Source organism: Streptomyces sp. NPDC059957, assembly GCF_042730015.1.
Classification (GTDB): Bacteria; Actinomycetota; Actinomycetes; order Streptomycetales; family Streptomycetaceae; genus Streptomyces.
On record NZ_JBHWMB010000096.1, the window covers coordinates 1 to 25,521 of the forward strand.

Below are 25,521 nucleotides of genomic sequence, written 5' to 3' on the forward strand. Positions count from 1 at the left end.
CCCCCTGCGGGGTGCCCGGCCCTTCATCGCTTGCCGGTACCGCCTACAGACCCTGCCAGGCGGGCTTGTTGGCGTAGGTGTGGCGGAAGTAGTCCGCGAGCTTCAGCTTGGACGCGGCGGCCTCGTCCACGATCACCGTGGCGTGGCGGTGCAGCTGGAGCGCGGAGGCCGGTACGAGGGCGGACAGCGGGCCCTCGACGGTCTGCGCGACGGCTTCGGCCTTGCCCTCGCCGGTGGCCAGCAGGACCAGGTGGCGGGCGTCGAGGATGGTGCCGATGCCCTGGGTGATGACGTGGTGGGGCACCTGCTCTATGTCGTTGTCGAAGAAGCGCGCGTTGTCCACGCGGGTCTGCTCCGTCAGCGTCTTGATGCGGGTGCGGGAGGCGAGGGAGGAGCAGGGCTCGTTGAAGCCGATGTGCCCGTCCGTGCCGATGCCGAGGATCTGCAGGTCCACGCCGCCGGCCTCGGCGAGGGCGCGGTCGTAGGCGTCGCAGGCGCCGACGATGTCCGCCGCCGAGCCGTCCGGACCCATGAAGGAGGCCTGGGACAGGCCCAGCGGCTCCACGACCTCGCGCAGGACGACGGCGCGGTAGGACTCCGGGTGTCCGGCCGGCAGGCCGACGTACTCGTCGAGCTGGCAGACGCGGGCCTTGGAGGCATCGACCAGTCCGGCCTTCACCTTGGCGGCGAGCGCCTCGTAGATGGGCAGCGGGGTAGAGCCGGTCGCCACGCCGAGCAGGGCGTCGGGCTTGCGGCGGACCAGGGCGGCCATGGCCTCCGCGATGAGCTCGCCGCCTGCCTTGGCGTCCGGGACGATGACAACTTCCACGCGGGGCCTGCCGATCTGGAGTGTGACGTTGTGGTATAGACCAATCTAGCAGAGGCGAGGCCCCGTTGCCCGGGTCTTCGCACACTCCATGGTGGGCCGGATCCGCCGCCCCGGCCTCCCGGGCCGGGCCCGCCGGCGAGCGGGTCGCACGCGACGCCCGGGGGCCCTGTGCCGTCCTCGGTGCCGAGCTCCGCCCCCTGGGGCGGAGGTGCGGCCTCCGGCCACCTCGGCGGCACCCACGGCCTCCCTGGCCGCCGCTGGGCCGCGTCCGGGGGGCGCCGGATTTCATAGCGCCCGCTATAGAATGACTTCATGGTGACCGGACAGCGCGGCAGGCCCCGCTCCTTCGACCGCGGCGCGGCTCTCGACAAGGCGATGTTCGCCTTCTGGGAGCGCGGCTACGAGGCGACGTCGATCTCCGACCTGACCGCCTCGCTCGGAATCAGCGCCCCGAGCCTCTACGCGGCGTTCGGTGACAAGCGCAAGCTCTTCGACGAGGTCGTGGTGGTCTACGGAGGCCGCTACGGGGACTTCGGGGCCGTGGCCCTCGCCGAGGAGCCCACCGCCCGCGCGGCGCTGGGCCGGATCCTGCGCGAGGCGGCGGAGGTCTACACCGACCCCGCCCATCCCCGGGGCTGCATGGTGATCAGCGCGGCGATCAACACCACCTCGGACGAGGTGGCACGAGCGCTGCGGATGCGGCGCGAGGCCAACCTGGTGGCGTTCGAGAGTCGGATCCGGGCCGATGTCGCCGCGGGAGAGCTGCCGGCCGGTACGGACACCCGGGCGCTGGCGCGCTACGTCGGAGCCGTGCTGCAGGGGATGTCCCAGCAGTCGCGCGACGGCGCGGGGCGGGAGGAGCTGGAGGCGGTGGCGGAGCTCGCCATGCGGGCCTGGCCGCAGTAGGGGGGCCGCAGTAGGGGGTGGCGTCACCCCTGGGCACGCATTCCTCTGGGCCACGGTGCCGAACGGGACCCTCAGCCCGCCCGGCACCGTAGCCCGGAGTACTTACGGCCGACGGGTGTGCGGTGCCCGACAGCCGGTGGGAGGTGACGCGCGGTCAGGGCAGAGCGCGCGGCTTACCTCGATCCGTCCTCCTGTGCGGGGAGGGCGGAAGCTTTGATGCAATTGTGGACTAGACCAATCTGTTCTGTCCATCCAATGACGGGACCCGTGTTCCCGTCACTTCCTCCAACCCTACGCGGAAGCGGGGTCTCCTGGATACTCCGGAGTATCGCGCTGAGGAAAGTCATGGCCCGTACCCGGGGTACGCTCGCCACGTGCCCTCCATGAACGACCTCGTACGCCAGCACACCGCTCTCAGTGAAACCGACCTGGAGTGGCTCCACCTGCTGGTCTCGGAGTGGCAGCTGCTCTCCGACCTCTCCTTCGCCGACCTCGTCCTGTGGGTTCCCACCCTCGACGGCAGCCGGTACGTGTCGGTCGCGCAGATGCGCCCGAACACCGGCCCCACCTCGTACCAGGACGACATGGTCGGCCACCTGGTCCCGCGCGGCCGGCGCCCGCTGCTCGACGCCGCGCTCGACGAGGGCCGCATCGTGCGCGAGGGGGACCCGGAGTGGCGCGAGGAGGTGCCGGTCCGCGTCGAGTCGATCCCCGTGCGCCGCGAGGGCCGGGTCCTCGGAGTGATCGCACGCAACACCAACCTGCTCACTGTGCGTACACCCAGCCGGCTGGAGCTCACCTACCTCCAGTCCGCCTCCGACCTGGCCCAGATGATCGCGGCGGGCTCCTTCCCGTTCCCCGGCCAGCAGGTCGACATGGACGCCTCCCCGCGCGTCGGCGACGGCCTGATCAGGCTCGACTCCGAGGGCGTGGTGACGTACGCGTCCCCGAACGCGCTCTCCGCCTACCACCGGCTCGGCCTCGCCTCCGACCTGGTCGGCCAGCACCTGGGCACCATCACCTCCGAACTCGCGCCCTCCCGGGGCCCGGTGGACGAGGCCCTGGTCAAACTCGCCAGCGGCTGGGCCCCGCGCGAGACCGAGGCCGAGGGCAGCGGAGGGGTCATCCAGCTGCGGGCCATCCCGCTCAAGCCCAAGGGCACCCGGATCGGCTCGCTCGTCCTGTGCCGCGACGTCACGGAACTGCGCCGTCGCGAACGTGAATTGATCACCAAGGACGCGACCATCCGGGAGATCCACCACCGGGTCAAGAACAACCTCCAGACCGTGGCCGCGCTCTTGCGGCTGCAGGCCCGCCGCATGGATTCGCCGCAGGGGCGCGAGGCGCTGAACGAAGCCGTCCGCCGCGTCGGGTCGATCGCGATCGTGCACGAGACGCTTTCTCAGAACCTGGACGAGCGGGTCGAGTTCGACGAGATCGCCGACCGCGTGATCGCGATGGTCTCCGAGATCTCTCCGGGCAAGGTCGACTGCCGGCGCACCGGCCGCTTCGGAATCCTGGACGCGGAGGTGGCCACCCCGCTGTCGATGGTGCTGACGGAGATCCTCCAGAACGCCCTGGAGCACGCCTTCACCCAGGGCGAGGGCGGCACCGTGGAGGTGTCGGCCGCCCGCTCGGGCAGCGGCCGCGACGACGCCCGGCTGCTGATCTCGGTGGTCGACGACGGGTGCGGTCTGCCCGAGGGGTTCGACCCGCAGCGGGCCGGCAACCTCGGGCTGCAGATCGTACGGACCCTGGTCGAGGGCGAACTCGGCGGCACCTTCGACATGGTGGCGTCCGAACCGCGCGGCACCAAGGTCGTCCTCGACATACCGGCCAGCCCGCAGAAGTAGCGCACCGCCCGGTCACTCAGGGTGATGCCAAGGGCCCCGGCAAGGGTCCGGACAGCACTGAACCCCGTACCGAATGGTTTTCGGTACGGGGTTCGAGAGCACGTTGCTGAGCGCTTATATGGGTACTACGCGCTGCGGCTCGAGGCTCGAAAGTCGATGTCAGGCGGTTGCGTTGCGCGCCCGATTGCGAGCGGCGCGGCGCTTCATTGCGCGGCGCTCGTCCTCGCTGAGACCGCCCCAGACACCGGAGTCCTGACCGGACTCGAGCGCCCACTGCAGGCACTGCTCCATGACGGGGCAACGGCGGCAGACGGCCTTGGCTTCCTCGATCTGCAGCAGCGCAGGACCGGTGTTGCCGATGGGGAAGAAGAGTTCCGGGTCTTCCTCGCGGCAAACGGCGTTGTGACGCCAGTCCATGGCTGCTCCATCTCCTTGTATTGCGGGCAGGTTGCTTGTGAATGTGAACGCTTTCACGAATCCCTTCGTGAGGGAAGGGAGACCACCCAGTTTGGTCAAAAAGTCGCCCTGGGAGGCCGGAGATTCGTGGAGGGGTTCTGGCGGTCTGTGTGGGTGCCGGGTTCTGCGGGCTGTCCCGATCGCCATGTAGAGATTCGCAAACCTCGGACGGGGATACAACCCCTTCCGGAAAGTTTTTTTTGATTCGTCGGTGTCTACTAGGTCACAGCCCTACTTCCTAGGGGTGGACCGGCGTGTAAACGTTCGAGTGAAAGGCCTTTCGGCCCTTCCGCTCACACAATCACACGCAGTGCACGGCGTACGCCTGTGAACCGAACGCTGGTGCGCAGCCCGAGGTGGTCTCCGTCCATCTGGAACGGAAGCGGCACCTTGGAATGCAAGGTGAAGTCCGTCAGATCGTGCAGAGACACCGCATGCTTGCCGTGCGGACCGCGCTCAGGAGTCGAGGTCAGGAGCTGTGTCGCGTAGCGGGCGACCGCCGGAGTTGACAAACGGTCCAGTGCCAATACGTCAAGCGCAGTATCGAACGACGCCTCCGGGGAGGCGTAAAGCGGCCGGTTGCCCAGGTATGTCCAGGGTGACGTGTTGCACACTATCGACAGCACCAGATCCGTCACCGGATCCGCGCCGGGCCGCTCCAGCGTCACCATGCCGTGCCGGCGGTTGGGCTCTTCCCAGAACTGGCGCATCAGCTGTCGCACGTACAGGGCATGGGTCGAACGTTTGCCCCGTTCCCGCTGCTGCTCGACGCGGCCCACCACACCCGCGTCGAAGCCGAAGCCCGCGCAGAAGGTGAACCAGCGCGCCGGAACGGACTCGTCCTCCGTACCCGGAGTGCCGGCCGCGAGACCCAGGCCGACCGTCCGCTCGCGCCGCTCCCGCAGTGCGTCCAGCAGGGCGCCGGTCGCCTCGACCGCGTCGTTGGGCAGGCCGAGCGCGCGGGCGAAGACGTTGGTGGAGCCGCCGGGGACCACCGCGAGCCCGGGCAGCCTGTCCGGATCGGGACCCTCGTGCAGCAGCCCGTTGACCACTTCGTTGACGGTGCCGTCACCGCCCAGGGCCACCACCAGGTCCATGCCGGTCTCGGCAGCCCTGCGGCCCAGGTCCCGGGCGTGGCCGCGGTATTCGGTGGTGACCGCCTCCAGCTTCATCTCGCTGGCGAGCGCATGGGTCAGGACGTCGCGCGTGCGCGCACTGGTCGTCGTCGCTGCTGGGTTGGCCACGAGGAGTGCACGCATGGGCGTCAGCCTACCGACCCCATCCGGCGCCGCCCATACTGGCCGTCCCCTCCGGGGGCGGGAGGGGCGCGGCTACCCTGCTGGGGTGAGTAAGAAGCCCAGCCCCACCGTGTCCGCCGCCCCCGTACCGCTGCCCCGCAGGCTGACCGCGGCCGCCGCGCTCACCGCGCTGGAGGGACTGGCCCTGGCCGGGCCCGGCGTCGCCGATCTGTACATGGGCGTCGCCGGGGGCGCCGACCCCGTGCAGGCCCTGACTGGCGGGATCACCCTGCTCGTCCTGGCCGCGCTGCCGCTGGTCGCGGCGCGCGGGCTGCTCCTGCGCCGCCGCTGGAGCCGCGGCCCGGCGCTGATCACCCAGCTGCTGTCGCTGCCGGTCGCCTGGATGCTGTGGACCGCGGGAGGCGGGATGAAGGTCGCCGCCGTGGCGCTGGCCCTGGCCGCGGTGGCCGTCGCCGCCCTCCTGGTGAACCAGAAGGCCACCGAGGCACTGGGCATCGGGCCCGCGGAACAGGCCCGATAGCCCGTACTACTCCTCGACCAGGAGCTTCTCGCGGAGCTGGGCCAGGGTGCGGGCCAGCAGCCGGGAGACGTGCATCTGGGAGATGCCGACCTCCTGGGCGATCTGCGACTGGGTCATGTTGCCGAAGAACCGCAGCAGCAGGATCCGCTTCTCCCGCGGCGGCAGTCCTTCGAGCAGCGGCTTGAGGGACTCGCGGTACTCGACGCCCTCCAGCGCCTCGTCCTCCGAGCCCAGGGTGTCCGCGACCGCCGGCGACTCGTCGTCGGTGTCCGGGACGTCCAGCGAGAGCGTGCTGTAGGCGTTGGCCGATTCCAGGCCCTCCAGCACCTCCTCCTCGGAGATCCCCAGCCGTTCGGCCAGTTCGTGCACCGTGGGGGAGCGGCCGTGCTGCTGGGACAGTTCCGCCGTCGCCGTGGTCAGCGAGAGCCGCAGCTCCTGCAGGCGCCTGGGAACCCGTACCGCCCAGCCCTTGTCGCGGAAGTGGCGCTTGATCTCGCCGACCACCGTGGGTGTGGCGTACGTGGAGAACTCGACCCCGCGGTCCGGGTCGAAGCGGTCCACCGACTTGATCAGACCGATGGTGGCGACCTGGGTCAGGTCGTCCAGCGGCTCGCCGCGGTTGCGGAAGCGCCGGGCCAGGTGCTCGACCAGCGGCAGGTGCATCCGTACGAGCCGGTTGCGCAGCTCGGCCTTCTCCGGCGAGCCGTCGGGCAGCGCCCGCAGCTCGATGAAAAGGGCCCGCGCGCCGCTGCGGTCGCGCGGATCCGGCAGGGGCGCCGGCGCCGTGAACACCGGAGCCCGCAGGGCTTCGGTGGCTTCCGCGGCCAGTGATGTGTCCGCGGCCGGGGCCACCGGCGGGGCCGTGGCAGCGGCCCCCGGTGGCTGGACCGGCAGTGTTTGGTCGTGCTGGTTCTCGCTCACAGGGCCCGCCCGTCGCTCCGCCGAGTCCAAAAAGCCGTTTTCCGCATCCGTGTCAGCCGGGTGCGGCCGGGCGTGCTGCTGCTCCGGAATGCCGCCGTCGACCTCGTGTCCTACCCGGGGCCGATCCCCGCCCCGCACCGGGACCTCCCCGCCGCTCACGCCGGGCCTGGTCCCGCGCCGCGCTGTTTGTAGAGGCTGATGCTCACCGTCTTGTTCTCCTCGACCGTGGCCTCGACCTTCCCGGCGAGCGCCGAGAGGACCGTCCACGCGAACGTGTCGCGCTCCGGCGCCCGGCCGTCGGTGGTCGGGGCGGAGACGGTCACCTCCAGCGAGTCGTCGACCAACCGGAAGACGCAGCTGAGGACGGAGCCGGGCACGGCCTGCTGGAGCAGGATCGCGCAGGCCTCGTCCACCGCGATGCGGAGGTCCTCGATCTCGTCGAGGGTGAAGTCCAAACGTGCCGCGAGGCCGGCCGTGGCCGTCCGCAGCACAGACAGGTAGGCACCCGCAGCGGGCAGCCGGACTTCCACGAAGTCCTGGGTCCCGGGCTCGCCTGCGATCTGGGACACCCTCACCTCCAAGGTGGTACGAGCTCTGTTCGCCGGTGACGCTATCGCGATCCGGGCGATCGTGTCGCGGCACCCCTGTCGGAGGGTGCAGATCCCCGTCGAACATAGCTGGCCCGAGGGCCGTGCCTGCGACCAGTGACTGATGGTAAGCCCATGGGGACGCACAGTGGCTAGGGGTCTGCGGGTCCAAATCAGGGGAACCGGCGGAGGGTTGACCTACCCCGCCTCAGACGATCGAACCGTCGACAAAACACCAGCGCCAGGTCTCACCCGGTTCGAAGCTGCGCATCACCGGATGTCCGGTCTCCCGGTGGTGCGCCGTGGCGTGCCGGTGGGGGGAGGAGTCGCAGCAGCCGACGTGCCCGCACCCCAGGCACAGACGGAGCTGGACCGGATGGCTTCCGAGCGCCAGACATTCGGGGCAGGTCAGGTCAAGCGGGGCCGGTTCGGGGCGCGGCAGTTCGGGAACGTGGGTGCACTCGCTCATGATGGCCAGCGTACTGAGGTGCGGGCGCCGGGATGGCATGACTCGAGCGAGGGTGATCTTCGATGGAGGTATTGCCGCTGGTGGCGCTGGTCGCCGGCTGCGCGGTCGTCGCGGGCCTGGCCCGGCGCACCCCGGTGCCGGCGCCCCTGCTGCTGGTCGCCGCCGGACTGGCCGCGGCCTACGTGCCGGGCGTGCCCGAGTACGGCCTGGACCCGCACATCGTGCTGCCCCTGCTGCTCCCGCCGCTGCTCTACACGGCCGCGGTGGACAGCTCGTACCTGGACCTGCGGGCGAACATCCGGCCCGTGGCGCTGCTCTCGGTGGGGTACGTGCTCTTCGCGACCCTCGTCGTCGGGTATGCGGCGTACCTGCTGGTGCCGGGGCTCTCGCTGCCGGTGGCGCTGGTGCTGGGGGCGGTGATCGCCCCGCCCGACGCGGTCGCGGCGACGGCCATCGCCCGCAAACTCGGGCTGCCGAACCGGATCACGACCATCCTCCAGGGTGAGTCCCTGGTCAACGACGCGACCGCGATCACCGCGTTCAAGGTCGCGCTGGCGGCGGCGGTCGGGGCGAGCGCCGGCTGGACGGACGGGATCCAGGAGTTCCTGCTGGCCTCGGTCGGCGGAGTCGCGGTCGGCCTGCTCTTGATGGTCCCGATCCACGTCCTGCGCACGAAGCTGCGCGAACCGCTCCTGCAGAACACCCTGTCGCTGCTGATCCCCTTCGTGGCCTACGCGGCCGCCGAGCGGGTGCACGCCTCGGGAGTGCTGGCGGTCGTGGTGGTCGCGCTGTACCTCGGGCACCGCAACTGGCAGGTCGACTTCGCGACCCGGCTACAGGAGGAGGCGGTCTGGAAGATGGTCGCCTTCATCCTCGAATCGGTGGTCTTCGCGCTGATCGGGCTCCAGCTGCCGGTGGTGCTGAAGGGGCTGGGGGAGTACGAGGGCGCGGCCGCGGCGGGCTACGCGGTGGTCGTGTTCCTCGTCGTGGTGGCGGCCCGCTTCGCCTGGGTCTTCCCGGCGACGTTCCTGCCGAGGCTCTCGGCGCGGATCCGCGCGCGCGAGCCGGAGACGAGCTGGAAGGCACCGGTCGTCGTGGGATGGGCCGGCATGCGGGGCGTGGTCTCGCTGGCGATCGCCTTCTCCGTCCCGCAGGACGTGCCGCACCGGAACCTGATCCTCTTCCTGACCTTCACCACCGTGATCGGCACGCTGGTGGTCCAGGGCCTGACCCTGCCGCCGCTGATCCGGATGCTGCGGCTGCCGGCCAAGGACGCCCACGCCGAGACCCTGGCGGAGGCCCAGGCCCAGAGCGAGGCCTCGCGGGCGGCGGAGGACCGCCTGACGGAACTCCTGGCCTCCCCCTCGAACGCGCTGCCGCCCCCGCTCGCGGAGCGGCTGCGCACGGTGCTGGAGCGGCGGCGCAACGCGGTGTGGGAGCGGCTGGGAGAGGTCAACGCGGTGACGGGCGAGTCCGCGGACGACGTCTACCGCCGCCTGGCGGGGGAGATGATCGCGGCGGAACGCGAGGTCTTCGTCTCCCTGCGCGACGCCCGCCGCATCGACGACGAAATGCTCCGGGCCCTGCTGCGCCGCCTGGACCTCGAGGAGGCGGCGGCGTACCGGGAGGAAGCGGGCTGACGCCCGGGGCCGGGCCGCCGGCCGGGCCGCGAGGGTGCTCGCTCCGGCTGCCCGCACGGGGCGGGCCACCGGCTACGGGCGGCCCGTGACGACCGCCGCCAGGGTGGTGCCGTCGGGGAAGGCGCCCGCGCGGGTCAGGGCGAGCAGGGCCCACAGGAGCTTCGCCACGTAGATCCGCTCCACCGGCAGGCCGTGGCGGGACTCGAAGTCCGCCGCGAACTCCGCCAGCTGGGCGGGGACGCGGGCGTAGCCGCCGTGGGCGTAGCCCTCGGCCAGTGACCAGTCGCCCGCCGGACCGCCGAAGGCCGCCGTCTGGAGGGAACGTATCTCCGCCTCCAGGAAGCCGCCCCCGACCACCGGGACCCCCAGCGCCCGCTGTCCCGCGCCGAGCCCCGCCGCCAGCCCCGCCAGCGTGCCGCCGGTCCCGCAGGCCACGGCGGCCACGTCGCAGGCACCGCTCAGCTCGCGGCCCAGCTCGGCGCAGCCGTGCAGGGCGAGCGCGTTGCTGCCGCCCTCGGGGATCACGTAGGCCCCCTCGGCGCCCGCCAGCGCGGGGAGCCCGGCCTTGTCGCGGTAGGCCGACCGGGTCACGAAGTGCAGCCGCATGCCGTCCGCCGCGCACCGGGCGAGCGAGCCGTTCAGCGGCCGTTCCGCGAGCTCGTCCCCCCGTACGATCCCCACGGTCGCCAGCCCCAGCAGCCGGCCTGCCGCGGCGGTGGCCTGCAGGTGGTTGGAGTAGGCCCCGCCGAAGGTCACGAGCTCCGGGTACCCGCCCGCGACGGCCGCCCGGAGATTCGGCGCGAGCTTGCGCCACTTGTTGCCGGGCAGCTCCGGATGCACCAGATCGTCCCGCTTGAGCAGCAGCCGCACGCCGTACGCGGCGAACCGTTCGTCGCGGACCTCCCGCAACGGCGAGGCCGGCCGGGGGCGCAGGGCCGGCTCGGGGTCCGGGTCGGGGGCGGGGTCGACTGGATGTTCCACCCGCCCATTGTGTGCCGCGCCCACCCGCCGCGTCGCACGTCAGAGCGGGTCTGCTCCGGACGGCCGCACCGGGCGGCTACTTCAGGCGCTCCTCGACGCGCGTCCGCATCGAGGCCATCGTGAAGCCCTTCGGGTCGATCTTGCCCGGGCGCCATTCGAGGTGGCCGACGACCGAACGGGCGGTCCAGCCGTGGGCGCGGCACAGGGCGGCCGACGCGCGGGCCATGGCGTCGAGTTGGGGGGCCGGCCAGGGGTCCTCGCCGTCGCCGAGGTTTTCGCACTCGAAGCCGTAGAAGTGGCGGTTGCCGTCGGTGTTCGCGTGCTGGTCGGGCGGGAGGCGCTTCTCGGCGATCACCGCCGCCAGGACGCCGGAGTCGCCCGCGCCGGCGTGGTTGGCCCGGCCGTGGCCGACCAGGTGGACCCGGCCGTCCTTGGTGATCACGCCGTGGCAGAGCGGGCCGGGGAGGTCCGCGTGGCCGTCGCGGCAGAGCTGGACGGTGTACGCGGTCCCGTGCGTGACGGTGTGGTGGAGCATCACCCCGTGCACCGGGCCCCAGGGACCCTTGTGGTCGCGGTTGTGGGTGCGCCAGTTGCCGACTTCGACGACCGTCAGGCCCTCGGCCCGCAGGGCCCTCAGGAACCGGTCCGCGGACAGGGGTGCGGACATGACCGCCTCCTTGGCTGTGAGTAGCTGGATGGTTACTCAACGTTTAGTGGAGGCGGTCGTTCCGTCGCAAGGGCGCGCACCCGGCGCATGGTTCACGCCGAGGCGAGCCACAGGTCGGGGCCGAAGACCTCGTAGTGGATGTCCGCGGGGGCGACGCCCTTGGCGATGAGCTGCTCGCGGACCGCCCGCATGAACGGGAGGGGGCCGCAGAGGTAGGCCTTCGTGCCGGAGGCGACCGGGATGGCGGTGAGGTCGAGGCGTCCCTGGTGGTCGCCGGGCTCGGCGCCGGTCTCGTACCAGAAGTGCGCCGAGGCGTCGGGGAGCTTGCCGGTGAGGGCGCGGTGGTCGGTGCGCAGGGCGTGGTCGGCGGGGGAGCGGTCGGCGTGCAGGACGGTGACGGGGGCCGTGTGCGCGGTGTCGGCCAGGTGCTCCAGCATCGAGAGCATCGGGGTGCAGCCGATGCCGGCCGAGGCGAGGACCACCGGCGAGCCGGAGTCCTGGAGGACCAGGTCGCCGTAGGGGGTGGAGACGCGCAGGGTGGCGCCGGTGCGGACGTGGGCGTGCAGGTGGTTGGAGACCTCGCCGTCGGGGCCGGCGGCGGCCGGGCCGTGGACCCGCTTGACGGTGATCGAGCGGACCGGGGAGCCGGGGGCGCTGGAGAGGCTGTACTGGCGGATCTGGCGTGCGCCGTCGGGGAGTTCGACCTGGACGGATACGTACTGGCCCGGCTTGAAGGCGGGTGCGGGGGCGTCGTCGGCCGGGGTGAGGTGGAAGGTGGTGCAGTCGGCGGTCTCCTCGACGCGGGCGGCGACCGTCCAGTCGCGCCAGACGTCTCCGGCGAGGACCTGCTGCTCGGCGTAGAGGCGCTCCTCGATGGCGATGAGGGCGTTCGCCATGAGCCAGTAGACCTCGTCCCAGGCCTCGGCGACCTCGGGGGTGACGGCCTCGCCGAGGATCTCCACGATCGCCTCGAAGAGGTGCTTGTGGACGACCGGGTACTGCTCGCGGGTGACGCCGAGGGAGGCGTGCTTGTGGGCGATGCGGTTCAGCATCACGTCGGGGCGGGCCTCGGGGTGGGCGACGAGGTGGGTCGCGAAGGCGGCTATGGAGCCGGCGAGGGCCTGCTTCTGGAGGCCGGCGTTCTGGTTGCCGCGGTTGAAGAGGTCGCGGATCAGTTCGGGGTGGGCCGCGAAGAGCTTCCCGTAGAAGAGCTCCGTGATCTCGCCGATGGCCGCGCCGACAGCGGGCAGGGTGGCTCGTACGGTCGCGGTCGACTTCTCGGAAAGCATCGGTGACTCCTCGGGTCGGGGTGGAGCGCAGAACTGGAATATGAGATGCGTATTTATGGAGATGACGCGCGGGCTGCGGGCGTCCACTGCGGTGCGGACTTGTGTTCGAAGGGGCTGCGTCGATCAGGCTATGCGGGTCCAGTGGCGGTGTGAACCGGCCATCCGGCCTTTGTCGTCAGGGCCTTCCGGCCCCCGGCGATCCGCCCGAAATGCCCAGCAGGAGCGGACCGGTCGGGGCTGCCACCAGGTCGTTCACCGTCAGCGGGTCCAGGGCGGCGAAGAAGGCCTCCTGGGCCCGGCGCAGCGCCCCGCGCAGCACGCAGGCGCCGCGCAGCGGGCACGGGACGGTGCCGTCGCAGTCGACGACGTCGCCGGCACCCTCCAGCTCGCGGACCACCCCGCCCACCGAGGCGGCGCGCCCGGCGGGGGTCAGGGTGAGGCCGCCGCCGCGTCCGCGGCGGGCTTCGACCAGACCGAGATGCTGCAGCCTGGCGACCACTTTGGCGGTGTGGGTGTACGGGACCTCCATGGTCGCCGCCACGTCGCGGGTGGTCGGGAGGTCCGCCTCCGCGACGGCCAGGCGCATCAGGACGCGCAGGGCGAGGTCGGTGAATCGGGTCAGCCGCATGGGTCCAGCGTAGAAAACTTGCATCCGCCGTGCAAATTAAAACGGCTGCCATCGCGCGGGTGGCTGAAACGGGTGGGGTCCAAGTGTCCCGTGGGGCGGGAGGTGAACTCAAGAGAGTGCCCAGCCACGAACGGAGTAGTCCCACCCTTTTGTGTAATGGTCCCACCACGGTCCGTGCTGAAAGGCTCCTCCCGCAGATTCATGGAGTGATCGAAGGGGAAAACATGTCGGTCCAGGCAGGTTCCGAATCCGAGACCCAGGCACCGCAGCGCAGTCTGGGAACATCGGCCGCGCGGAACTTGGCAACCACGACCAAGTCCGCACCGCAGATGCAGGAGATCACCTCGCGGTGGCTCCTGAAGATGCTCCCCTGGGTGCCCGTCCAGGGCGGCACGTACCGCGTCAACCGGCGGCTGAGCTACTCCGTCGGCAACGGCATCGTGGAGTTCATCAAGACCGGCACGCAGGTGCAGGTGATTCCGGCGGAGCTGGGGGAGCTCCCCGTGCTGCGCGACTACGACGACCCCGACGCGCTGGCCGAACTCGCCGCGCGCTGCCACCAGATCGACTTCGAGCCGGGCCAGGAGCTCACCTCCTTCGGCAGCCCCGCCGACAAGGTGTTCCTGCTCGCCCACGGGCGCATCGACCAGATCGGCCCCGGTCCCTACGGTGACGACGCCGTCCTGCAGACCGTCGCCGACGGCGCCTTCTTCGGCGAGGACTCCCTCGTCGACGAGGAGGCCATCTGGGAGTACACCGCCCGCGCCGCCACCTCCGGCACCGTGCTCGTCCTCTCCCGCCAGGACTTCCAGATCCTCGCCGACCGGGTCGACTCGCTGCGCGCGCACCTGGATTCCGTACGGGCCCTGCCGGAGCAGCGCACCAACAAGTACGGCGAAGCCGCGATCGACCTCTCCGCCGGCCACCAGGGCGAGGCCGTGCTGCCGGGCACCTTCGTGGACTACGAGGCCCGCCCGCGCGAGTACGAACTCTCCATTGCACAAACGGTCCTGCGGGTCCACACCCGCGTGGCCGACCTGTACAACCAGCCGATGAACCAGACCGAGCAGCAGCTGCGGCTCACGGTCGAGGCGCTGCGCGAGCGCCAGGAGCACGAGATGCTCAACAACCGCGACTTCGGCCTCCTGCACAACGCCGACTACGACCAGCGCATCCAGTCCCACGACGGCGCTCCCAGCCCCGACGACATGGACCAGCTGCTCAGCATGCGGCGCGGCTCCAAGTTCTTCCTGGCCCACCCCAAGGCCATCGCCGCCTTCGGGCGCGAGTGCAACAAGCGCGGGCTGTACCCGGAGTCGGTCGAGATCGGCGGGCACCGGGTGCCGGCCTGGCGCGGGGTCCCGATGTTCCCGTCCAACAAGATCCCGATCAGCGACGCCCGTACGACCTCCATCCTCTGCATGCGCACCGGCGAGGACGAGTCGGGCGTGATCGGCCTGCACCAGCCCGGCATCCCGGACGAGATCGAGCCGAGCACCTCGGTGCGGTTCATGGGGATCAGCGAGCAGGCGATCATCTCGTACCTGGTCACCACCTACTTCTCCGCCGCGGTGCTGGTGCCGGACGCGCTCGGCGTCCTGGAGAACGTCGAGATCGCCCGCTGGCGCTGACCCGGCCCGAGCCTGCGCCGGAGCCGACACCGGAGCCGGCGGCGCAGCGAAGGGTACGAGGCAGGACGGGACAGCACGGGACGGAGCGCACACGCCATGTCGACCACTGAGGCGATCACCGCCAGCGAGGGGCAGGAAGCCGCCGTCCTGCTGGAGCGGACGAGGGAAACGGTCAACCCGGAACTGCGCCGCACCGTGGAGAGCCTGCCCGGCTCGATGCGGCGCGTGGCGATGTACCACTTCGGCTGGGAGCACGAGGACGGCACCCCGGCGGCGGGCAGCACCGGCAAGGCCATCCGGCCCGCCCTTGTGCTCGCCGCCGCGCAGGCCCTGCGCGGGGACGGCGCGGCCGGGGAGGCCGTACGGCCGGCCGTGGCCGTGGAGCTGGCGCACAACTTCACGCTGCTGCACGACGACGTCATCGACAAGGACGTGCGCAGGCGCGGCCGGCCGACGGCCTGGACGGTCTTCGGCACCCCGGACGCGATCATCACGGGCGACGCCATGATGGCGCTCGCGCTGCGGCTGCTCGCCGAGGACCCGCATCCGGCCTCGGCGGCCGCCTCGGCGCGGCTCGCCGCCTGCATCGTCGAGCTGTGCGCGGGCCAGCAGGCGGACTGCGCCTTCGAGCAGCGCCGCAGCGTCTCGCTCGACGAGTGCCTGACCATGGCGACGGCCAAGACCGGTGCCCTGCTGGGCTGCGCGTGCGCGCTCGGCGCGCTGTACGCGGGGGCCGGTCCGGACGAGGTCGACGCCATGGACGCCTTCGGCCGGGAGGCCGGGCTGGCGTTCCAGCTCATCGACGACCTGATCGGCATCTGGGGGGACCCCGGTCACACCGGAAAGCCCGCCGGAGCCGATCTGCTGGCCCGCAAGAAGTCCCTCCCGGTCGTGGCCGCCCTCACCTCGGGCACCACGGCGGGGGAGGAGCTGGCAGCGCTGTACGCGGGTCCCATGACCGGGGACGACGTGGGCAGGGCGGCCGCGGCGGTGGAGCGGGCCGGCGGGCGGGACTGGGCGCAGGCCCACGCCGCCGACCGGATGGGGCGGGCGGTGCAGCAGCTGGCGCGGGCCGTCCCGGACCTGGGGGCGGCGGGCGGACTGCTGGCGCTGGCGGAGTTCGTGACGCGGCGCACGAAGTGACCGCGTAGGGCGAGGGGGGACGCGAGGGGGCGCGAGGGGGACCCCGGGAGGCCTGTTCCGGCACCGCACGGTGCCGGAACAGGCCTTTCTGCGTCGGTGGGTCAACTCTAGGATCGCTCACGGTTGTTGACGCGTGAGTGAAGTGAAGGGTGTGACCCATGGTGCTGGAGATACGTCAAGCCGGTCGATCGGACCGGGACGCCGTGGCGCGGCTGCTCGACGAGGCCTTCCGCAGCGATCCGGTGAGCAGCTGGGTGTTCCCGGACCCGGAGCACCGGGCCGCGGTGCACGGGAAGTTCCTGGGCGTCTTCGTGGACGTGGCCCTGGCCGAGGGGCGGATCGACTACGCCGTGGACGGTTCGGCGGCGGCGCTGTGGCTGCGGATCCCGGCGGGCGATCCGGACGCGGAGCACGTCGAGGACGAGGTCCCGGCGAAGATGCGGGCGGTGGCCGACCCGGACAACGAGCGGTGCGAGCTGGTGGGCCGGCTCACGGGCGCGGTGCACCCGATGGCGGAGGAGCACGAGTACCTGCTGATGATCGCGGTCGCCCCGGGGCGGCAGGGCGAGGGGCTGGGCACGGAGCTGATCCGGCCGGTGCTGGAGCGCTGCGACCGCGAGGGGGTGCCCGCGTATCTGGAGGCGAGCAGCGAGCGCAGCAAGGGGCTGTACGAGCGACTGGGCTGGGAGTTCACGGGCGAGGCGGTGCGGCTGCCGGACGGGCCGCTGATGTGGCCGATGTGGCGCAAGCCGCAGTGATCCGTGGCGCGAGCGGCGGTGTCCGTGGCGCAGGAGGCGGTGATCCGTGGCGCAAGCGGGGGTGATCCCCGGGCGTCGGCGGATTCCCCCTTGTGATACCACTTCATCTGAAGTACTTTGATCGACGTGCCTCAATGGGGGTGCACTGTCGGACGGAAGAGAATCGCTTGCGCAAGCTCACGTACTTCATCGCCACCTCGGTCGACGGCTTCATCGGAGCCCCGGACGGCGATGCCGATTTCATCTACGGCTACCTCGACGGCGAGTTCATCGACTTCCTCAAGGCCGAGTACCCGGAGACCATCTCCACCCCGGGACGCGCCCAGCTCGGGATCGAGGACGCCGAAGCCAAGCACTTCGACACGGTGCTCATGGGGCGCGGCACGTACGAGCCCGGCCTCAAGCTGGGCCTGACCAGCCCGTACGGGCACATGCGCGAGCAGTACGTGGTCTCGCGCTCGCTCACCACCACGCTCGACCCGGCGGTGCGGCTGATCGACGGGGATCTGGTGGAGAAGGTCCGTGCGCTCAAGGCCGAGGACGGGCTCGGCATCTGGCTGTGCGGCGGGGCGGACCTCGCGGGACAGCTGATCGACGAGATCGACGAGTTCGTCGTCAAGACGTACCCGGTCTTCGTCGGCACCGGCATGCCGATGTCGCGCGCCGGCTTCGGGGCGCGGCCGCTGGAGCTGACCGGGGTCCAGGCCCTCGGCGGCGGCCAGGTCGTCACCTCGTACGCGGTCACGCGCTGACCCGCCGAAGCGGCGAAACCGGCCTACCGTGGAGGTATGGCCGGTGAACAGCGGGAACAGCAGAGGCGCGGGACGGTCGCCCCGCGGGCCGGACACGACCAGCAGTCGTGCCCGGCCTGCGGGAGCTCCGTCGACACGATGGTCGGACGGCGCAAATCCCTGGGGATCTTCGTCCCGACATGGACTCCGGGTCCCTGCAGGAACCCGGAGTGCACGGCGTACGAGCCCGAGGTGCCCGGGCCTGCGGAGGCCGGGCCCGAGGGGGCCGGGCCCGAGGGGTCCTAGCCCTTCGCGTCCAGACCGGACGCGACGAGGCCGTTCGCCCACAGCTGGTTGACGCGCGAGCGCTCGGCGGAGTTCGGGGTGGCGTTCTGGCAGGAGGTGCCGGGGCCGCCGCCGGACATCAGCTCGCTGCACGGGCCCGAGTAGTGGTCCGGCAGGCCGAGCACGTGACCGGTCTCGTGCGAGGTCACGCGGGTGGAGTTGTACTGCTGGTTCTGCCGGTAGTCCAGGAAGATGTAGCCCTGGCCGTGGCCGTTCGTGCTCGCGTACGAACCGCGCGAGTCGTTGCCCTCGTAGTACGCGAAGTTCCCGCCCGAGGACACCTCCTGCAGTTTGACGTTGGTCACCGAGCTGTTCCAGATCTGCGTGGAGCGCGCTATCTGGGTGCGGAAGCTCGGTGCGTTGCGGGTGTTGTAGGTGACGGTCACGGCAGCCAGGCCCGGGGTCGCGGCGCGCTGCTGGGCCACCGAGCGCTGCACGGCCTCGAAGAAGGCGCGGTTGGCGGCCTGGTTCTCCTTCGACTGCTCGTACGCGGCGTACGTGCTCGGGCTGCCGGCGCCGGCCGAGGCCGTGGCGGTCGTGCCCGGAACGACGGCGCCGAGGACGGCGGCGATGCCGAGGCCGACGGCGGACAGAGTGGTCTTGCGGGAGTGGCGCATGTGGGGGACTCCTGCTCATCCGGTGCGGTGGGGGGTCGTTCGGTACCGGAGTCTGCGGGAGCGGGAGTGGCCGGCGGATGATGTCAGACCCCGATAGCGCCGGGTTATCGGGGGGATTTCGGAAGTCCAACTGCCAAGAGAATGGCGGGATTCGAGGGGATACCGGTTACTGGTGCGGTCGGCTCGCCCCGGCCTACTCTCGGGGCATGGAGCTTGAGGTCAGGCACCTGCGCGCCCTGTGCGCCATCGCCGACGCCGGCAGCCTGCACAAGGCCGCCCGGCAGCTCGGCGTGAGCCAGCCCTCTCTGACGACCCAGCTGCGGCGCATCGAACGCGCCCTGGACGGGGAGCTGTTCCTGCGCGAGCGCACCGGATGCCGGCCGACTCCCTTCGGGCGCACCATACTCGGGCGGGCGCGGCCGCTCCTGGCCGAGATGGCCGCCCTCGTCGCGGAGGCCCGGGCGCTGTCCCAGGGGCCCCGGCTGCGGATTGGATCCACGGCCAGCCGCGCCCTGCCCGGCTGGCTGCGGCGGCTGCACCGGCGGCTGCCCGACACGGAGACCGACCTGATGGTCGACGTGTCCGCCAACGCCCTGCTGCGCATGACGGCCGCGGGCCGGCTCGACGTGGCCTTCGTGCACGAGGTGGAGGGCAGCCCGCTGCGGGTGCCCCCCGGGCTGGAGTTACGAGTGCTGATGGAGCGCGAGCCGCAGTTCGTGTCCATGTCCCGGGACCATCCGGCGGCGGCCCGCTCCGTGGTGGAGCTGCGCGACCTCGCCGCCGACCGGTGGACCGTGGACCCGTCGGTGGACGGGGAGTGGGACGGCCTGCGCCGGGTCCTCGCGGGCGCCGGCCTCGACCCGCCCCTGCTGCACGCCGATTACCACACGGCCGCCTCGCTGATCGTCTCCGGCGAGGCAGTCGCGCCCTGCCAGCCCACCTCCGGAGTGCGCGAGGACATGGCGATCAGGCCGCTCTCGGGCGACCCGCTCGCCGTACGCCTCCTCCTCGCGACCCGCCCCGGGGTGCACGCGCAGGTGTCCGAGGGGGTGTACGAGGACCTCCGCGCGGCCTACCGCGAAGCGGCGCTGGGGACTCCGCCCTACCGCGCCTGGCTGCGCCGCAACGCGAGCCCGCTGCTGGCGGCGTAGAGGCGGCGTAGAGACGGCCTAGACGCGGCGGCGGGCCCGGTCGTAGGCCAGGGCGGCCGCGCCGTGGGTCACCAGGACGGTCCCCGCGGCCAGCCAGCCCGGGCTGCGGCGGCGGGCCGCCCAGATCATCAGGGGGGCTCCGGCGGCCAGTTGGGCGGCGCCGGCCAGGCGTGCCTTGGGGCCGCGGAGCCACGGGCCCAGGGGGCTGTCCTCCACCACCGCGAGCTCCGCCCGCACCGTGTCGCGCCAGCCCGCCCACTCCACCCGCTCCGCCGCCGGCGCGACCCGGGCCGCCTCCCGCAGCCGGTCGGCCGGTTCGCCCGGGTGCAGGCCCGGCGGCAGCGCCAGCCCCGCGCGGGCCAGCAGGGCGATGACACCGAGCAGCCGGGTCTCGCCGTCCGCCGCCTCGTCGGGTCGGGTGAGGCGCTCCAGTTCCTCCAGGTCCAGGACCGGGTCCAGGCCGAGCCGGGCCGCCAGCGTTCGCATGGCGCCCGGATCCGGCTCGCCGTGCGGGCGGCCCGCCGCGTCCCACTCGTAGGCCGCGGACCGGCGGAATCCGGAGGAGAGGACGAAGCCGGTCCGGCCCTCTTCCCACCACAGGCTCAGCACGGGCCAGTTGGAGCTCAGCGCGACCGCCGCACCCCAGCCCGCCAGGACTTCGGCCACGGATTCCGCGCCGCCGAGCCAGGGCTTGGCCTCGGGTACCAGCACGCTCCATTCGCCGGCGGGGGCCAGCAGCAGGCGTTCGCGCAGGATGTGCGCGGCGGGTCGGGCGGCGAGGGGCTCGGCGCGGCAGAGGAGGAGTCCGCCCGCCGTGGTCTGGGAGATCGGCATGCCCACACGCTAAGCCAAATCGGCCCAAAGTGATGATTTTGGATCATCTTGAGGCGCTTGACTTCCCGCAACCGCGATATATCGTGTTAGTCAGAAGACGCGATATGTTGCGTGCACGTACGCCGAGGAGGATCAGCACCATGGCAGAGGCAGCGCAGAAGACGTGGTCGGTGGCCGAACCGCAGAAGCTCGCCTTCGAGGAGCCGGTGACCGAGGTCCGCGTCAGGGTGGTCGGCGGCACGGTCAACGTCGTCGCCGCCGATGAGGGCCCGGCCCGCCTGGAGGTGTCCGAGGTCGACGGCCCGCCCCTGCACGTGGTGCAGGAGGGAGGCGTCTTGACCGTCTCCTACGAGGACCTTCCCTGGAACGGATCCCAGGGGTTCAAGGAGTGGTTCGAGGCCAAGCCCTGGAAGGCCTGGTCCGCCGGCGGCTTCGGCCGCAAGGCGTGGGAGCGCAGTGCGACCGTGACCCTCACCGTCCCGGCCGCCGCCCACGTCCAGCTGGCCAGGGTCGGCGCCACCGTCTTCGTGTCCGGCATCGAGGGCGGCACCGAGATCCACGGGGTCTCCGGCGAGACCACGCTCGTCGGCCTCTCCGGCAAGGTCAGGACGCACACGGTCTCCGGCGGGGTCGAGGCCCAGTCCGTGACCGGCGAGTTCGGCTTCCACTCCGTGTCCGGCGGCCTGACGGTCGTCGACGGCGCCGTGGGCAACGTACGGGCCGACTCGGTCAGCGGGGACATGCTGATCGACCTCGCCCTCGACGACCGGCCGGAGCCGCGACCGGTCGACATCTCCCTCACCTCCGTATCCGGGCAGGTCGCCGTCCGCCTCCCGCACCCGGCCGACGCCCGCGTCGAGGCCAACACCGCCACCGGCGGCGTCTCCAACGCCTTCGAGGACCTGCAGGTCTCCGGCCAGCTGGGCGCCAAGCGGATCACCGGCACCCTGGGTGCCGGCGCCGGCACGCTGCGCGCCACCACCGTCTCCGGTTCCATCGCGCTGCTGCGCCGCCCGGCCGCCGACCCGGCCGGCGCTCAGGCCGCCCCCCTCGCGCTCGACAAGAAGGTGCTCTGACATGCCGCCCGTCTTCGCCCACGGCCGCCTCCGGCTCTACCTCCTCAAGCTGCTCGACGAGGCTCCGCGCCACGGGTACGAGGTGATCCGTCTGCTGGAGGAGCGCTTCCAGGGGCTGTACGCGCCCTCCGCGGGCACGGTGTATCCGCGCCTGGCCAAGCTGGAGACCGAGGGCCTGGTCACGCACGCGACCGAAGGCGGGCGCAAGGTGTACTCGATCACCGACGCGGGCCGCGCCGAACTGGCCGACCGCGGCGGCGAACTGGCCGACCTGGAGCTGGAGATCCGCGACTCGGTCTCCGAACTGGCCGCCGAGATCCGCGCGGACGTGAGCGGCGCGGCGGGCGACCTGCGGCGCGAACTGCGGGCCGCGGCCAGCGCGTCGGCCGCGCAGGTGGAGGGCGAGCCCTGGACGGCGGCCAAGGAGGAGTTCCGCAAGGCGAAGGCCGAGTGGAAGGAACAGGCGCGCCGCGCGAAGGACGAGAGCCGCCGGGCCCGCGAAGAGGCCCAGCAGGCACGCCGTCAGGCCAAGGAGGCGCAGGAGCGGGCCCGTGAGGAGGTCCAGCGCATCGCCGGCCAGCTGCAGGAGCAGTTCGCGAAGTCGGGCGGGGTCCTGGGCAACCTGGCGGGAGCATGGCTCGGAGGCCCCGGCCCGACGCCGCCGCCCACTGCGCCCGGCGCTCCGTCGGCGGCTCCGTCAGCCGCCCCGGCGTCCGCTCCCGACGCGGATTGGGCGCGGGACGTACCGACGACGGGGGACCCGGCCCGTGACCTGGACCGGCTGCTGGACCGCTTCCGCGACGACATCCGTGACGCGGCCCGCGACCGGGGCATCGGCGAGGACCAGCTGGCGCAGGCCCGCACCCACCTGGCGGAGGCGGCCGCCCGCATCGCCTCGGCCCTCGGCCCGCAGGGCTAGGCCGTCTCCTTCGGGTCCTCGCCGCGGCCGACCCCCGTACGGCCGGGGCGAGGATCCGGGTCAGCGTTCGGAGGCGGTGCGACGCATCCGGGTTGCGAGCAGGAGGCCCGCGCCGGCGACGAGCGCGGTGCCCGCACCGCCCACGATCCAGCCGGTGTCACCGGCACCGGTCGCGGCGAGGGGGCCGCTGCCACCGCCCTGGGGGGTGACGGCGGTGTTCCCGGCGCCGGAAGACCCGGGGGCGGGAGTCGGGGTGGGAGTGGGAGTGGGAGCGGGGGCGGTCTCGTCCGGCTGCTTGCCCTCCTCCTTGTCCTTGTCCTCCTGAGCCTTCTTGTCCTTGGCGCGCGCCTCGTGCTGGCCCGTCTTCAGGAACTCCACGCGGTCGGCGGGGGTGCCGTTGAGCGCCGCACGGCCCGCCTTGACCAGTTCGGGGCCGCCGCCGTCGATGATCTGGGCGATCGCGACCCGGTTGTCCTGGTCGCGCAGATGGTGCTGGCCCGTCTTCAGGAACTCCACGCGGTCGGCGGGGGTGCCCTTGAGTGCCTTCTTGGCGCCTTCCTTCAGGCCGGGACCGGCGCCGTTGATCAGCTTGGAGATGGCGACCTTGTTGTCGTCGTCGCGCAGCTCGTGCTGGGTGACCTCGTAGAAGTGGCGCAGCTTCTCCAGGTTCGAGCCGTGATCGCTGAGGACCGCGTTGATGCCTTCCTTCAGGCCGGGACCGGCGCCGTTCAGGAGGCGGAGGATCAGGATCCGGTAGTCGTCGATGCGGATCGAGTGCTGGTCGGTCTCGATGAACTTGCGCATGGCCGCGGGGCCGTCCGCGATGGCCTTGCGGCCCGCTTCCTTCATGTGCTCGCTGGCCATCGGGTCGGCGATGATCGCGAGGATCGTCTTGCGGTCCTTCTCGGCCTGACTCTCGTCCGGCTGCTCGGCCGGCGGCTGCACCACCGCGGGCTGCTCGGGCGCGGTCGGGGCCGTAGAACTGGCGGGCACGGTGGATTCTCCGCCGGTGGCGAAGGCCGGGGACGACAGGAGCACGGCTGGGGCCAGCGCGGCAACGGTGACCGCCGCGGCGATCCGGGACAACTTCACGGCAAAACCCCCAGTGGAGAACGTTCTTTCGCAGGGCATGACCCGTGGGCCGCACGGATGGTTGTACGGCGCATCGAAGAACGTGGGGGAGTGTGACCCGCTTCTCAGTCCGCCAGGGCCGTCTCGGCTCCCGCGTAGGTGACCCCGTGGTCGGCGAGGACCTCGGCGGGCGTGCCGGGGCGGGAGAGCAGGGAGAGGAACAGGTGGAGGGTGGAGATGTGCCGGTCCTTGCGGCCCAGGGCGATGCGCAGGGACTGCTCCAGGACCTTTTTGGCGCCCGGCGTGAAGCGGGTGCGGCCGGAGCGGCTCCGGGGGGCCGGGTTGGACAGGGCGCCCTCGCCGTGGGTCTCCTCGATGCGGGAGACGATCTCCGTGAGGTCGATGCCGAGGCCCGCGAGGGCTTCCTCGTCGGCCTTGGACATCCCGCCCCGGCGGCGGGCCGCCGCGAGGTCGTCGGAGATCGCGGTCCGGTCGAGGCCCAAGGGGTCGAGTGCGCCCAATGCCAGCAGCGAGAGGAGCAGGTGCTCCTCGCCGACGCGCTGCGCCCCGGTCCGCTCGGCCTCGGTGACCGCGCCCGTCACGGCGGAGCGGGCGTCCTTGGTGAAGCGTTCGAACATCAGAGCCTCCCGTGCTTCTTGTGTACGGCCTGCCGGCTGACGCCCAGCTCGGCCGCGATCTCCTGCCAGGACCAGCCCTGCGCGCGGGCCCCGCGTACTTGTACTGCCTCCAGCTGCTCCAGCAGTCGTCGGAGGGCGGCCACGGAGCGCAGGCCCACGCGGGGGTCGCGGTCACCGGCACGCTCGGCCAGATCGGTAGCTTCCGTCATGGATGTCAATGTAGGTTGACGCACGGGAGGGTGTCAACCCACATTGACATCGGCGGTGGTGGCGGTGGTTGTGTTGGTGGTGGTGTCTGAGGCTTCCGCGGCTAGACGGTGAGGACGATCTTGCCGAAGAGGTCGCCCGACTCCAGCTTCGCGAAGCCCTCGCGGGCCCGGTCCAGCGGCAGCGTCTCGTCGATCACGGGGCGCACCCCGGTCGCCGCGCAGAAGGACAGCAGGTCCTCCAGCTCGTCCTTCGAGCCCATCGTCGAGCCGACCACCTTGAGCTCCAGGAAGAAGATCCGGGTCAGCTCGGCGTGCGCCGGGCGGTCCCCGCTGGTGGCGCCCGAGATGACCAGGGTGCCGCCGGGGCGCAGGGACTTGACCGAGTGCGACCAGGTGGCGGCGCCGACGGTCTCGATGACGGCGTCGACCCGCTGGGGGAGCCGCGCGCCGGGCTCGTAGGCCTCCACGGCGCCCAGTTCGACCGCGCGCTTGCGCTTGGCCTCGTCCCGGCTGGTCGCGAAGACCCGCAGGCCGGCGGCCTTGCCGAGGACGATGGCGGCGGTGGCGACCCCGCCGCCCGCGCCCTGGACCAGGACGGAGTCGCCGGGGCGGACGCCGGCGTTGGTGAAGAGCATCCGGTACGCGGTGAGCCAGGCGGTGGGCAGGCAGGCGGCCTGTTCGAAGGAGAGCTCGGCGGGCTTGCGCAGGACGTTCCAGGCGGGGACGGTGACCTGCTCGGCGAAGGTGCCCTGGTAGCGCTCGGTCAGGATCGAGCGGGGCTCGTCGGGGCCGACCCCGTGGCCGGTCTGGCCGATCACGGAGTGCAGGACGACCTCGTTGCCGTCCTGGTCGATCCCGGCGGCGTCACAGCCGAGGATCATGGGGAGCTTCTCCTCCCCGAGACCGACCCCGCGCAGCGACCACAGGTCGTGGTGGTTGAGGGAGGCGGCCTTGACGTTCACGGTCACCCAGCCGGGGCGGGCCTCGGGGGCCGGGCGGTCGCCCAGCACGAGGCCGTTCAGGGGCTGGTCACGGTCGATTCGGGCAGCGTAGGCAGCGAACATGGCCGCGAGGCTACCGGGCGGTAGCCCGGGGATCCAGGGCCCGCCCCGGCCGGACGGGCCCTCGGGCGTCCCCGAGGGGTCGCCCCCCGGCCCTGCGGGCAGTGGTGCCCCGGCCCCTGGCGGGGCGGGGCCCTGCGGGGGTCGTCCCCTACCCGCCCTTCCACCGTTCCCTGGGCTCCGCCCAGACCCGCGCCTCAAACGCCGGCGGGGCTGGAAGGGTCGCCTCAAACGCCGGCGGGGGGGGGGGGGGGGCATGGGGGACGCGCAAACAAGGGGAAAAGGAGAGGGGAGGGGGGGGAAGAGGAGGTTCGGGCGAAGCACCCCCTGCC

The 25,521-nt window shown here is 72.0% G+C and carries 27 protein-coding genes; 11 read left to right on the forward strand and 16 right to left on the reverse strand.

Going from position 1 to position 25,521, the window contains the following annotated elements; all coding sequences use genetic code 11:
- Nucleotides 1-43 precede the first annotated feature (43 nt).
- Nucleotides 44-829, reverse strand: coding sequence for a glucosamine-6-phosphate deaminase (gene nagB / locus ACFWBW_RS37280; RefSeq protein ID WP_385382803.1), 786 nt, complete (start codon nt 827-829; stop codon nt 44-46).
- Nucleotides 830-1,141: 312 nt separating this feature from the next.
- Between nagB and ACFWBW_RS37285 the strand changes: the two genes are divergently transcribed.
- Both ACFWBW_RS37285 and ACFWBW_RS37290 read left to right on the forward strand, forming a co-directional pair.
- Complete coding sequence (locus ACFWBW_RS37285) at nt 1,142-1,735, forward strand: TetR/AcrR family transcriptional regulator (protein ID WP_385382806.1); 594 nt, start codon at nt 1,142-1,144, stop codon at nt 1,733-1,735.
- A gap of 383 nt (nt 1,736-2,118) precedes the next feature.
- Entirely contained in the window at nt 2,119-3,588 is a 1,470-nt protein-coding gene (locus ACFWBW_RS37290) for a sensor histidine kinase (protein WP_385382867.1), read from the forward strand.
- A 159-nt stretch (nt 3,589-3,747) separates the two neighbouring features.
- On the opposite strand, the gene ACFWBW_RS37295 is transcribed toward ACFWBW_RS37290, so the two are convergent.
- Both ACFWBW_RS37295 and ACFWBW_RS37300 read right to left on the reverse strand, forming a co-directional pair.
- A complete protein-coding gene (locus ACFWBW_RS37295) occupies nt 3,748-4,005 on the reverse strand; it encodes a WhiB family transcriptional regulator (RefSeq protein ID WP_004937597.1) in 258 nt (85 codons plus the stop codon).
- A 332-nt stretch (nt 4,006-4,337) separates the two neighbouring features.
- Entirely contained in the window at nt 4,338-5,303 is a 966-nt protein-coding gene (locus ACFWBW_RS37300) for a diacylglycerol kinase family protein (RefSeq protein ID WP_266904641.1), read from the reverse strand.
- Nucleotides 5,304-5,388: 85 nt separating this feature from the next.
- Here ACFWBW_RS37300 and ACFWBW_RS37305 point away from each other — a divergent pair, with 85 nt between their 5' ends.
- Complete coding sequence (locus tag ACFWBW_RS37305) at nt 5,389-5,823, forward strand: hypothetical protein (RefSeq protein WP_385382809.1); 435 nt, start codon at nt 5,389-5,391, stop codon at nt 5,821-5,823.
- Between the two features lie 6 nt (nt 5,824-5,829).
- Here ACFWBW_RS37305 and ACFWBW_RS37310 read toward each other — a convergent pair whose 3' ends face one another.
- The 3 genes from ACFWBW_RS37310 to ACFWBW_RS37320 all read right to left on the reverse strand — a co-directional run bounded on the left by ACFWBW_RS37310 (nt 5,830) and on the right by ACFWBW_RS37320 (nt 7,800).
- Nucleotides 5,830-6,903 (reverse strand): RNA polymerase sigma factor SigF, encoded by a 1,074-nt coding sequence (locus ACFWBW_RS37310; protein WP_385382812.1) that lies wholly within the window; start codon nt 6,901-6,903, stop codon nt 5,830-5,832.
- The gene (locus ACFWBW_RS37315; protein WP_214949331.1) at nt 6,900-7,313 is read right to left on the reverse strand and encodes an anti-sigma regulatory factor; all 414 of its coding nucleotides are present in this window, start codon (nt 7,311-7,313) and stop codon (nt 6,900-6,902) included. Before ACFWBW_RS37315 ends, ACFWBW_RS37310 begins: the two co-directional genes overlap by 4 nt.
- 226 nt (nt 7,314-7,539) lie before the next feature.
- Nucleotides 7,540-7,800: a UBP-type zinc finger domain-containing protein gene (locus tag ACFWBW_RS37320; protein ID WP_385382815.1), complete on the reverse strand. Its 261-nt coding sequence runs from the start codon at nt 7,798-7,800 to the stop codon at nt 7,540-7,542.
- Between the two features lie 62 nt (nt 7,801-7,862).
- Between ACFWBW_RS37320 and ACFWBW_RS37325 the strand changes: the two genes are divergently transcribed.
- Complete coding sequence (locus ACFWBW_RS37325; RefSeq protein ID WP_385382817.1) at nt 7,863-9,440, forward strand: Na+/H+ antiporter; 1,578 nt, start codon at nt 7,863-7,865, stop codon at nt 9,438-9,440.
- A 72-nt stretch (nt 9,441-9,512) separates the two neighbouring features.
- On the opposite strand, the gene ACFWBW_RS37330 is transcribed toward ACFWBW_RS37325, so the two are convergent.
- The 4 genes from ACFWBW_RS37330 to ACFWBW_RS37345 all read right to left on the reverse strand — a co-directional run bounded on the left by ACFWBW_RS37330 (nt 9,513) and on the right by ACFWBW_RS37345 (nt 13,005).
- Nucleotides 9,513-10,421, reverse strand: a complete 909-nt coding sequence (locus ACFWBW_RS37330; RefSeq protein WP_385382820.1) for a 1-aminocyclopropane-1-carboxylate deaminase/D-cysteine desulfhydrase — start codon at nt 10,419-10,421, stop codon at nt 9,513-9,515.
- A gap of 76 nt (nt 10,422-10,497) precedes the next feature.
- Nucleotides 10,498-11,088 (reverse strand): N-acetylmuramoyl-L-alanine amidase, encoded by a 591-nt coding sequence (locus tag ACFWBW_RS37335; protein WP_385382823.1) that lies wholly within the window; start codon nt 11,086-11,088, stop codon nt 10,498-10,500.
- A gap of 92 nt (nt 11,089-11,180) precedes the next feature.
- Complete coding sequence (locus ACFWBW_RS37340; RefSeq protein WP_385382826.1) at nt 11,181-12,377, reverse strand: globin domain-containing protein; 1,197 nt, start codon at nt 12,375-12,377, stop codon at nt 11,181-11,183.
- Between the two features lie 175 nt (nt 12,378-12,552).
- Nucleotides 12,553-13,005 carry an RrF2 family transcriptional regulator gene (locus ACFWBW_RS37345; protein ID WP_385382829.1) on the reverse strand — a complete coding sequence of 151 codons (453 nt, stop codon included), beginning with the start codon at nt 13,003-13,005 and terminating at the stop codon, nt 12,553-12,555.
- A 224-nt stretch (nt 13,006-13,229) separates the two neighbouring features.
- Here ACFWBW_RS37345 and ACFWBW_RS37350 point away from each other — a divergent pair, with 224 nt between their 5' ends.
- The 4 genes from ACFWBW_RS37350 to ACFWBW_RS37365 all read left to right on the forward strand — a co-directional run bounded on the left by ACFWBW_RS37350 (nt 13,230) and on the right by ACFWBW_RS37365 (nt 17,289).
- The gene (locus ACFWBW_RS37350; protein WP_385382832.1) at nt 13,230-14,636 is read left to right on the forward strand and encodes a family 2B encapsulin nanocompartment shell protein; all 1,407 of its coding nucleotides are present in this window, start codon (nt 13,230-13,232) and stop codon (nt 14,634-14,636) included.
- 96 nt (nt 14,637-14,732) lie between these two features.
- Nucleotides 14,733-15,779, forward strand: a complete 1,047-nt coding sequence (locus tag ACFWBW_RS37355; protein WP_385382835.1) for a family 2 encapsulin nanocompartment cargo protein polyprenyl transferase — start codon at nt 14,733-14,735, stop codon at nt 15,777-15,779.
- A 158-nt stretch (nt 15,780-15,937) separates the two neighbouring features.
- The gene (locus ACFWBW_RS37360; RefSeq protein WP_385382838.1) at nt 15,938-16,537 is read left to right on the forward strand and encodes a GNAT family N-acetyltransferase; all 600 of its coding nucleotides are present in this window, start codon (nt 15,938-15,940) and stop codon (nt 16,535-16,537) included.
- A 167-nt stretch (nt 16,538-16,704) separates the two neighbouring features.
- Nucleotides 16,705-17,289 (forward strand): dihydrofolate reductase family protein, encoded by a 585-nt coding sequence (locus tag ACFWBW_RS37365; RefSeq protein WP_385382841.1) that lies wholly within the window; start codon nt 16,705-16,707, stop codon nt 17,287-17,289.
- Between the two features lie 281 nt (nt 17,290-17,570).
- On the opposite strand, the gene snpA is transcribed toward ACFWBW_RS37365, so the two are convergent.
- Nucleotides 17,571-18,230 carry a snapalysin gene (gene snpA / locus ACFWBW_RS37370; protein WP_385382844.1) on the reverse strand — a complete coding sequence of 220 codons (660 nt, stop codon included), beginning with the start codon at nt 18,228-18,230 and terminating at the stop codon, nt 17,571-17,573.
- A gap of 206 nt (nt 18,231-18,436) precedes the next feature.
- Here snpA and ACFWBW_RS37375 point away from each other — a divergent pair, with 206 nt between their 5' ends.
- A complete protein-coding gene (locus ACFWBW_RS37375) occupies nt 18,437-19,381 on the forward strand; it encodes a LysR family transcriptional regulator (RefSeq protein ID WP_385382847.1) in 945 nt (314 codons plus the stop codon).
- A gap of 18 nt (nt 19,382-19,399) precedes the next feature.
- Here the strand turns inward: ACFWBW_RS37375 and ACFWBW_RS37380 are convergent, their stop codons facing one another.
- Nucleotides 19,400-20,209: a hypothetical protein gene (locus ACFWBW_RS37380; protein WP_385382869.1), complete on the reverse strand. Its 810-nt coding sequence runs from the start codon at nt 20,207-20,209 to the stop codon at nt 19,400-19,402.
- A gap of 146 nt (nt 20,210-20,355) precedes the next feature.
- On the opposite strand from ACFWBW_RS37380, the gene ACFWBW_RS37385 reads away from it, so the two are divergent.
- Entirely contained in the window at nt 20,356-21,291 is a 936-nt protein-coding gene (locus ACFWBW_RS37385; RefSeq protein WP_385382850.1) for a DUF4097 domain-containing protein, read from the forward strand.
- 1 nt (nt 21,292) lies between these two features.
- Nucleotides 21,293-22,210, forward strand: a complete 918-nt coding sequence (locus ACFWBW_RS37390; RefSeq protein WP_385382852.1) for a helix-turn-helix transcriptional regulator — start codon at nt 21,293-21,295, stop codon at nt 22,208-22,210.
- Between the two features lie 60 nt (nt 22,211-22,270).
- Here ACFWBW_RS37390 and ACFWBW_RS37395 read toward each other — a convergent pair whose 3' ends face one another.
- From ACFWBW_RS37395 to ACFWBW_RS37410, 4 genes are all read right to left on the reverse strand, one after another.
- On the reverse strand, nt 22,271-23,302 hold the full coding sequence (locus ACFWBW_RS37395) for an ALF repeat-containing protein (protein WP_385382855.1): 1,032 nt from the start codon (nt 23,300-23,302) through the stop codon (nt 22,271-22,273).
- A 104-nt stretch (nt 23,303-23,406) separates the two neighbouring features.
- Entirely contained in the window at nt 23,407-23,919 is a 513-nt protein-coding gene (locus ACFWBW_RS37400) for a Clp protease N-terminal domain-containing protein (RefSeq protein ID WP_385382858.1), read from the reverse strand.
- Nucleotides 23,919-24,128 carry a helix-turn-helix domain-containing protein gene (locus ACFWBW_RS37405; protein ID WP_385382861.1) on the reverse strand — a complete coding sequence of 70 codons (210 nt, stop codon included), beginning with the start codon at nt 24,126-24,128 and terminating at the stop codon, nt 23,919-23,921. The genes ACFWBW_RS37400 and ACFWBW_RS37405 overlap by 1 nt, the downstream gene beginning before the upstream one ends.
- 101 nt (nt 24,129-24,229) lie before the next feature.
- Nucleotides 24,230-25,192 (reverse strand): zinc-binding dehydrogenase, encoded by a 963-nt coding sequence (locus ACFWBW_RS37410; protein ID WP_385382864.1) that lies wholly within the window; start codon nt 25,190-25,192, stop codon nt 24,230-24,232.
- Between the last annotated feature and the right edge of the window lie 329 nt (nt 25,193-25,521).

What these genes read in the sequence shown, in the direction of transcription:
- ACFWBW_RS37285 (WP_385382806.1), top strand. Translation starts at nt 1,142, where the DNA reads ATGGTGACCGGACAGCGCGGCAGGCCCCGCTCCTTCGACCGCGGCGCG.
- ACFWBW_RS37290 (WP_385382867.1), top strand. Translation starts at nt 2,119, where the DNA reads ATGAACGACCTCGTACGCCAGCACACCGCTCTCAGTGAAACCGACCTG.
- ACFWBW_RS37295 (WP_004937597.1), bottom strand. Translation starts at nt 4,005, where the DNA reads ATGGACTGGCGTCACAACGCCGTTTGCCGCGAGGAAGACCCGGAACTC.
- ACFWBW_RS37300 (WP_266904641.1), bottom strand. Translation starts at nt 5,303, where the DNA reads ATGCGTGCACTCCTCGTGGCCAACCCAGCAGCGACGACGACCAGTGCG.
- ACFWBW_RS37320 (WP_385382815.1), bottom strand. Translation starts at nt 7,800, where the DNA reads ATGAGCGAGTGCACCCACGTTCCCGAACTGCCGCGCCCCGAACCGGCC.
- ACFWBW_RS37325 (WP_385382817.1), top strand. Translation starts at nt 7,863, where the DNA reads ATGGAGGTATTGCCGCTGGTGGCGCTGGTCGCCGGCTGCGCGGTCGTC.
- ACFWBW_RS37335 (WP_385382823.1), bottom strand. Translation starts at nt 11,088, where the DNA reads ATGTCCGCACCCCTGTCCGCGGACCGGTTCCTGAGGGCCCTGCGGGCC.
- ACFWBW_RS37340 (WP_385382826.1), bottom strand. Translation starts at nt 12,377, where the DNA reads ATGCTTTCCGAGAAGTCGACCGCGACCGTACGAGCCACCCTGCCCGCT.
- ACFWBW_RS37345 (WP_385382829.1), bottom strand. Translation starts at nt 13,005, where the DNA reads ATGCGGCTGACCCGATTCACCGACCTCGCCCTGCGCGTCCTGATGCGC.
- ACFWBW_RS37350 (WP_385382832.1), top strand. Translation starts at nt 13,230, where the DNA reads ATGTCGGTCCAGGCAGGTTCCGAATCCGAGACCCAGGCACCGCAGCGC.
- ACFWBW_RS37355 (WP_385382835.1), top strand. Translation starts at nt 14,733, where the DNA reads ATGTCGACCACTGAGGCGATCACCGCCAGCGAGGGGCAGGAAGCCGCC.
- ACFWBW_RS37360 (WP_385382838.1), top strand. Translation starts at nt 15,938, where the DNA reads ATGGTGCTGGAGATACGTCAAGCCGGTCGATCGGACCGGGACGCCGTG.
- snpA (WP_385382844.1), bottom strand. Translation starts at nt 18,230, where the DNA reads ATGCGCCACTCCCGCAAGACCACTCTGTCCGCCGTCGGCCTCGGCATC.
- ACFWBW_RS37375 (WP_385382847.1), top strand. Translation starts at nt 18,437, where the DNA reads ATGGAGCTTGAGGTCAGGCACCTGCGCGCCCTGTGCGCCATCGCCGAC.
- ACFWBW_RS37385 (WP_385382850.1), top strand. Translation starts at nt 20,356, where the DNA reads ATGGCAGAGGCAGCGCAGAAGACGTGGTCGGTGGCCGAACCGCAGAAG.
- ACFWBW_RS37390 (WP_385382852.1), top strand. Translation starts at nt 21,293, where the DNA reads ATGCCGCCCGTCTTCGCCCACGGCCGCCTCCGGCTCTACCTCCTCAAG.
- ACFWBW_RS37400 (WP_385382858.1), bottom strand. Translation starts at nt 23,919, where the DNA reads ATGTTCGAACGCTTCACCAAGGACGCCCGCTCCGCCGTGACGGGCGCG.
- ACFWBW_RS37405 (WP_385382861.1), bottom strand. Translation starts at nt 24,128, where the DNA reads ATGACGGAAGCTACCGATCTGGCCGAGCGTGCCGGTGACCGCGACCCC.
- ACFWBW_RS37410 (WP_385382864.1), bottom strand. Translation starts at nt 25,192, where the DNA reads ATGTTCGCTGCCTACGCTGCCCGAATCGACCGTGACCAGCCCCTGAAC.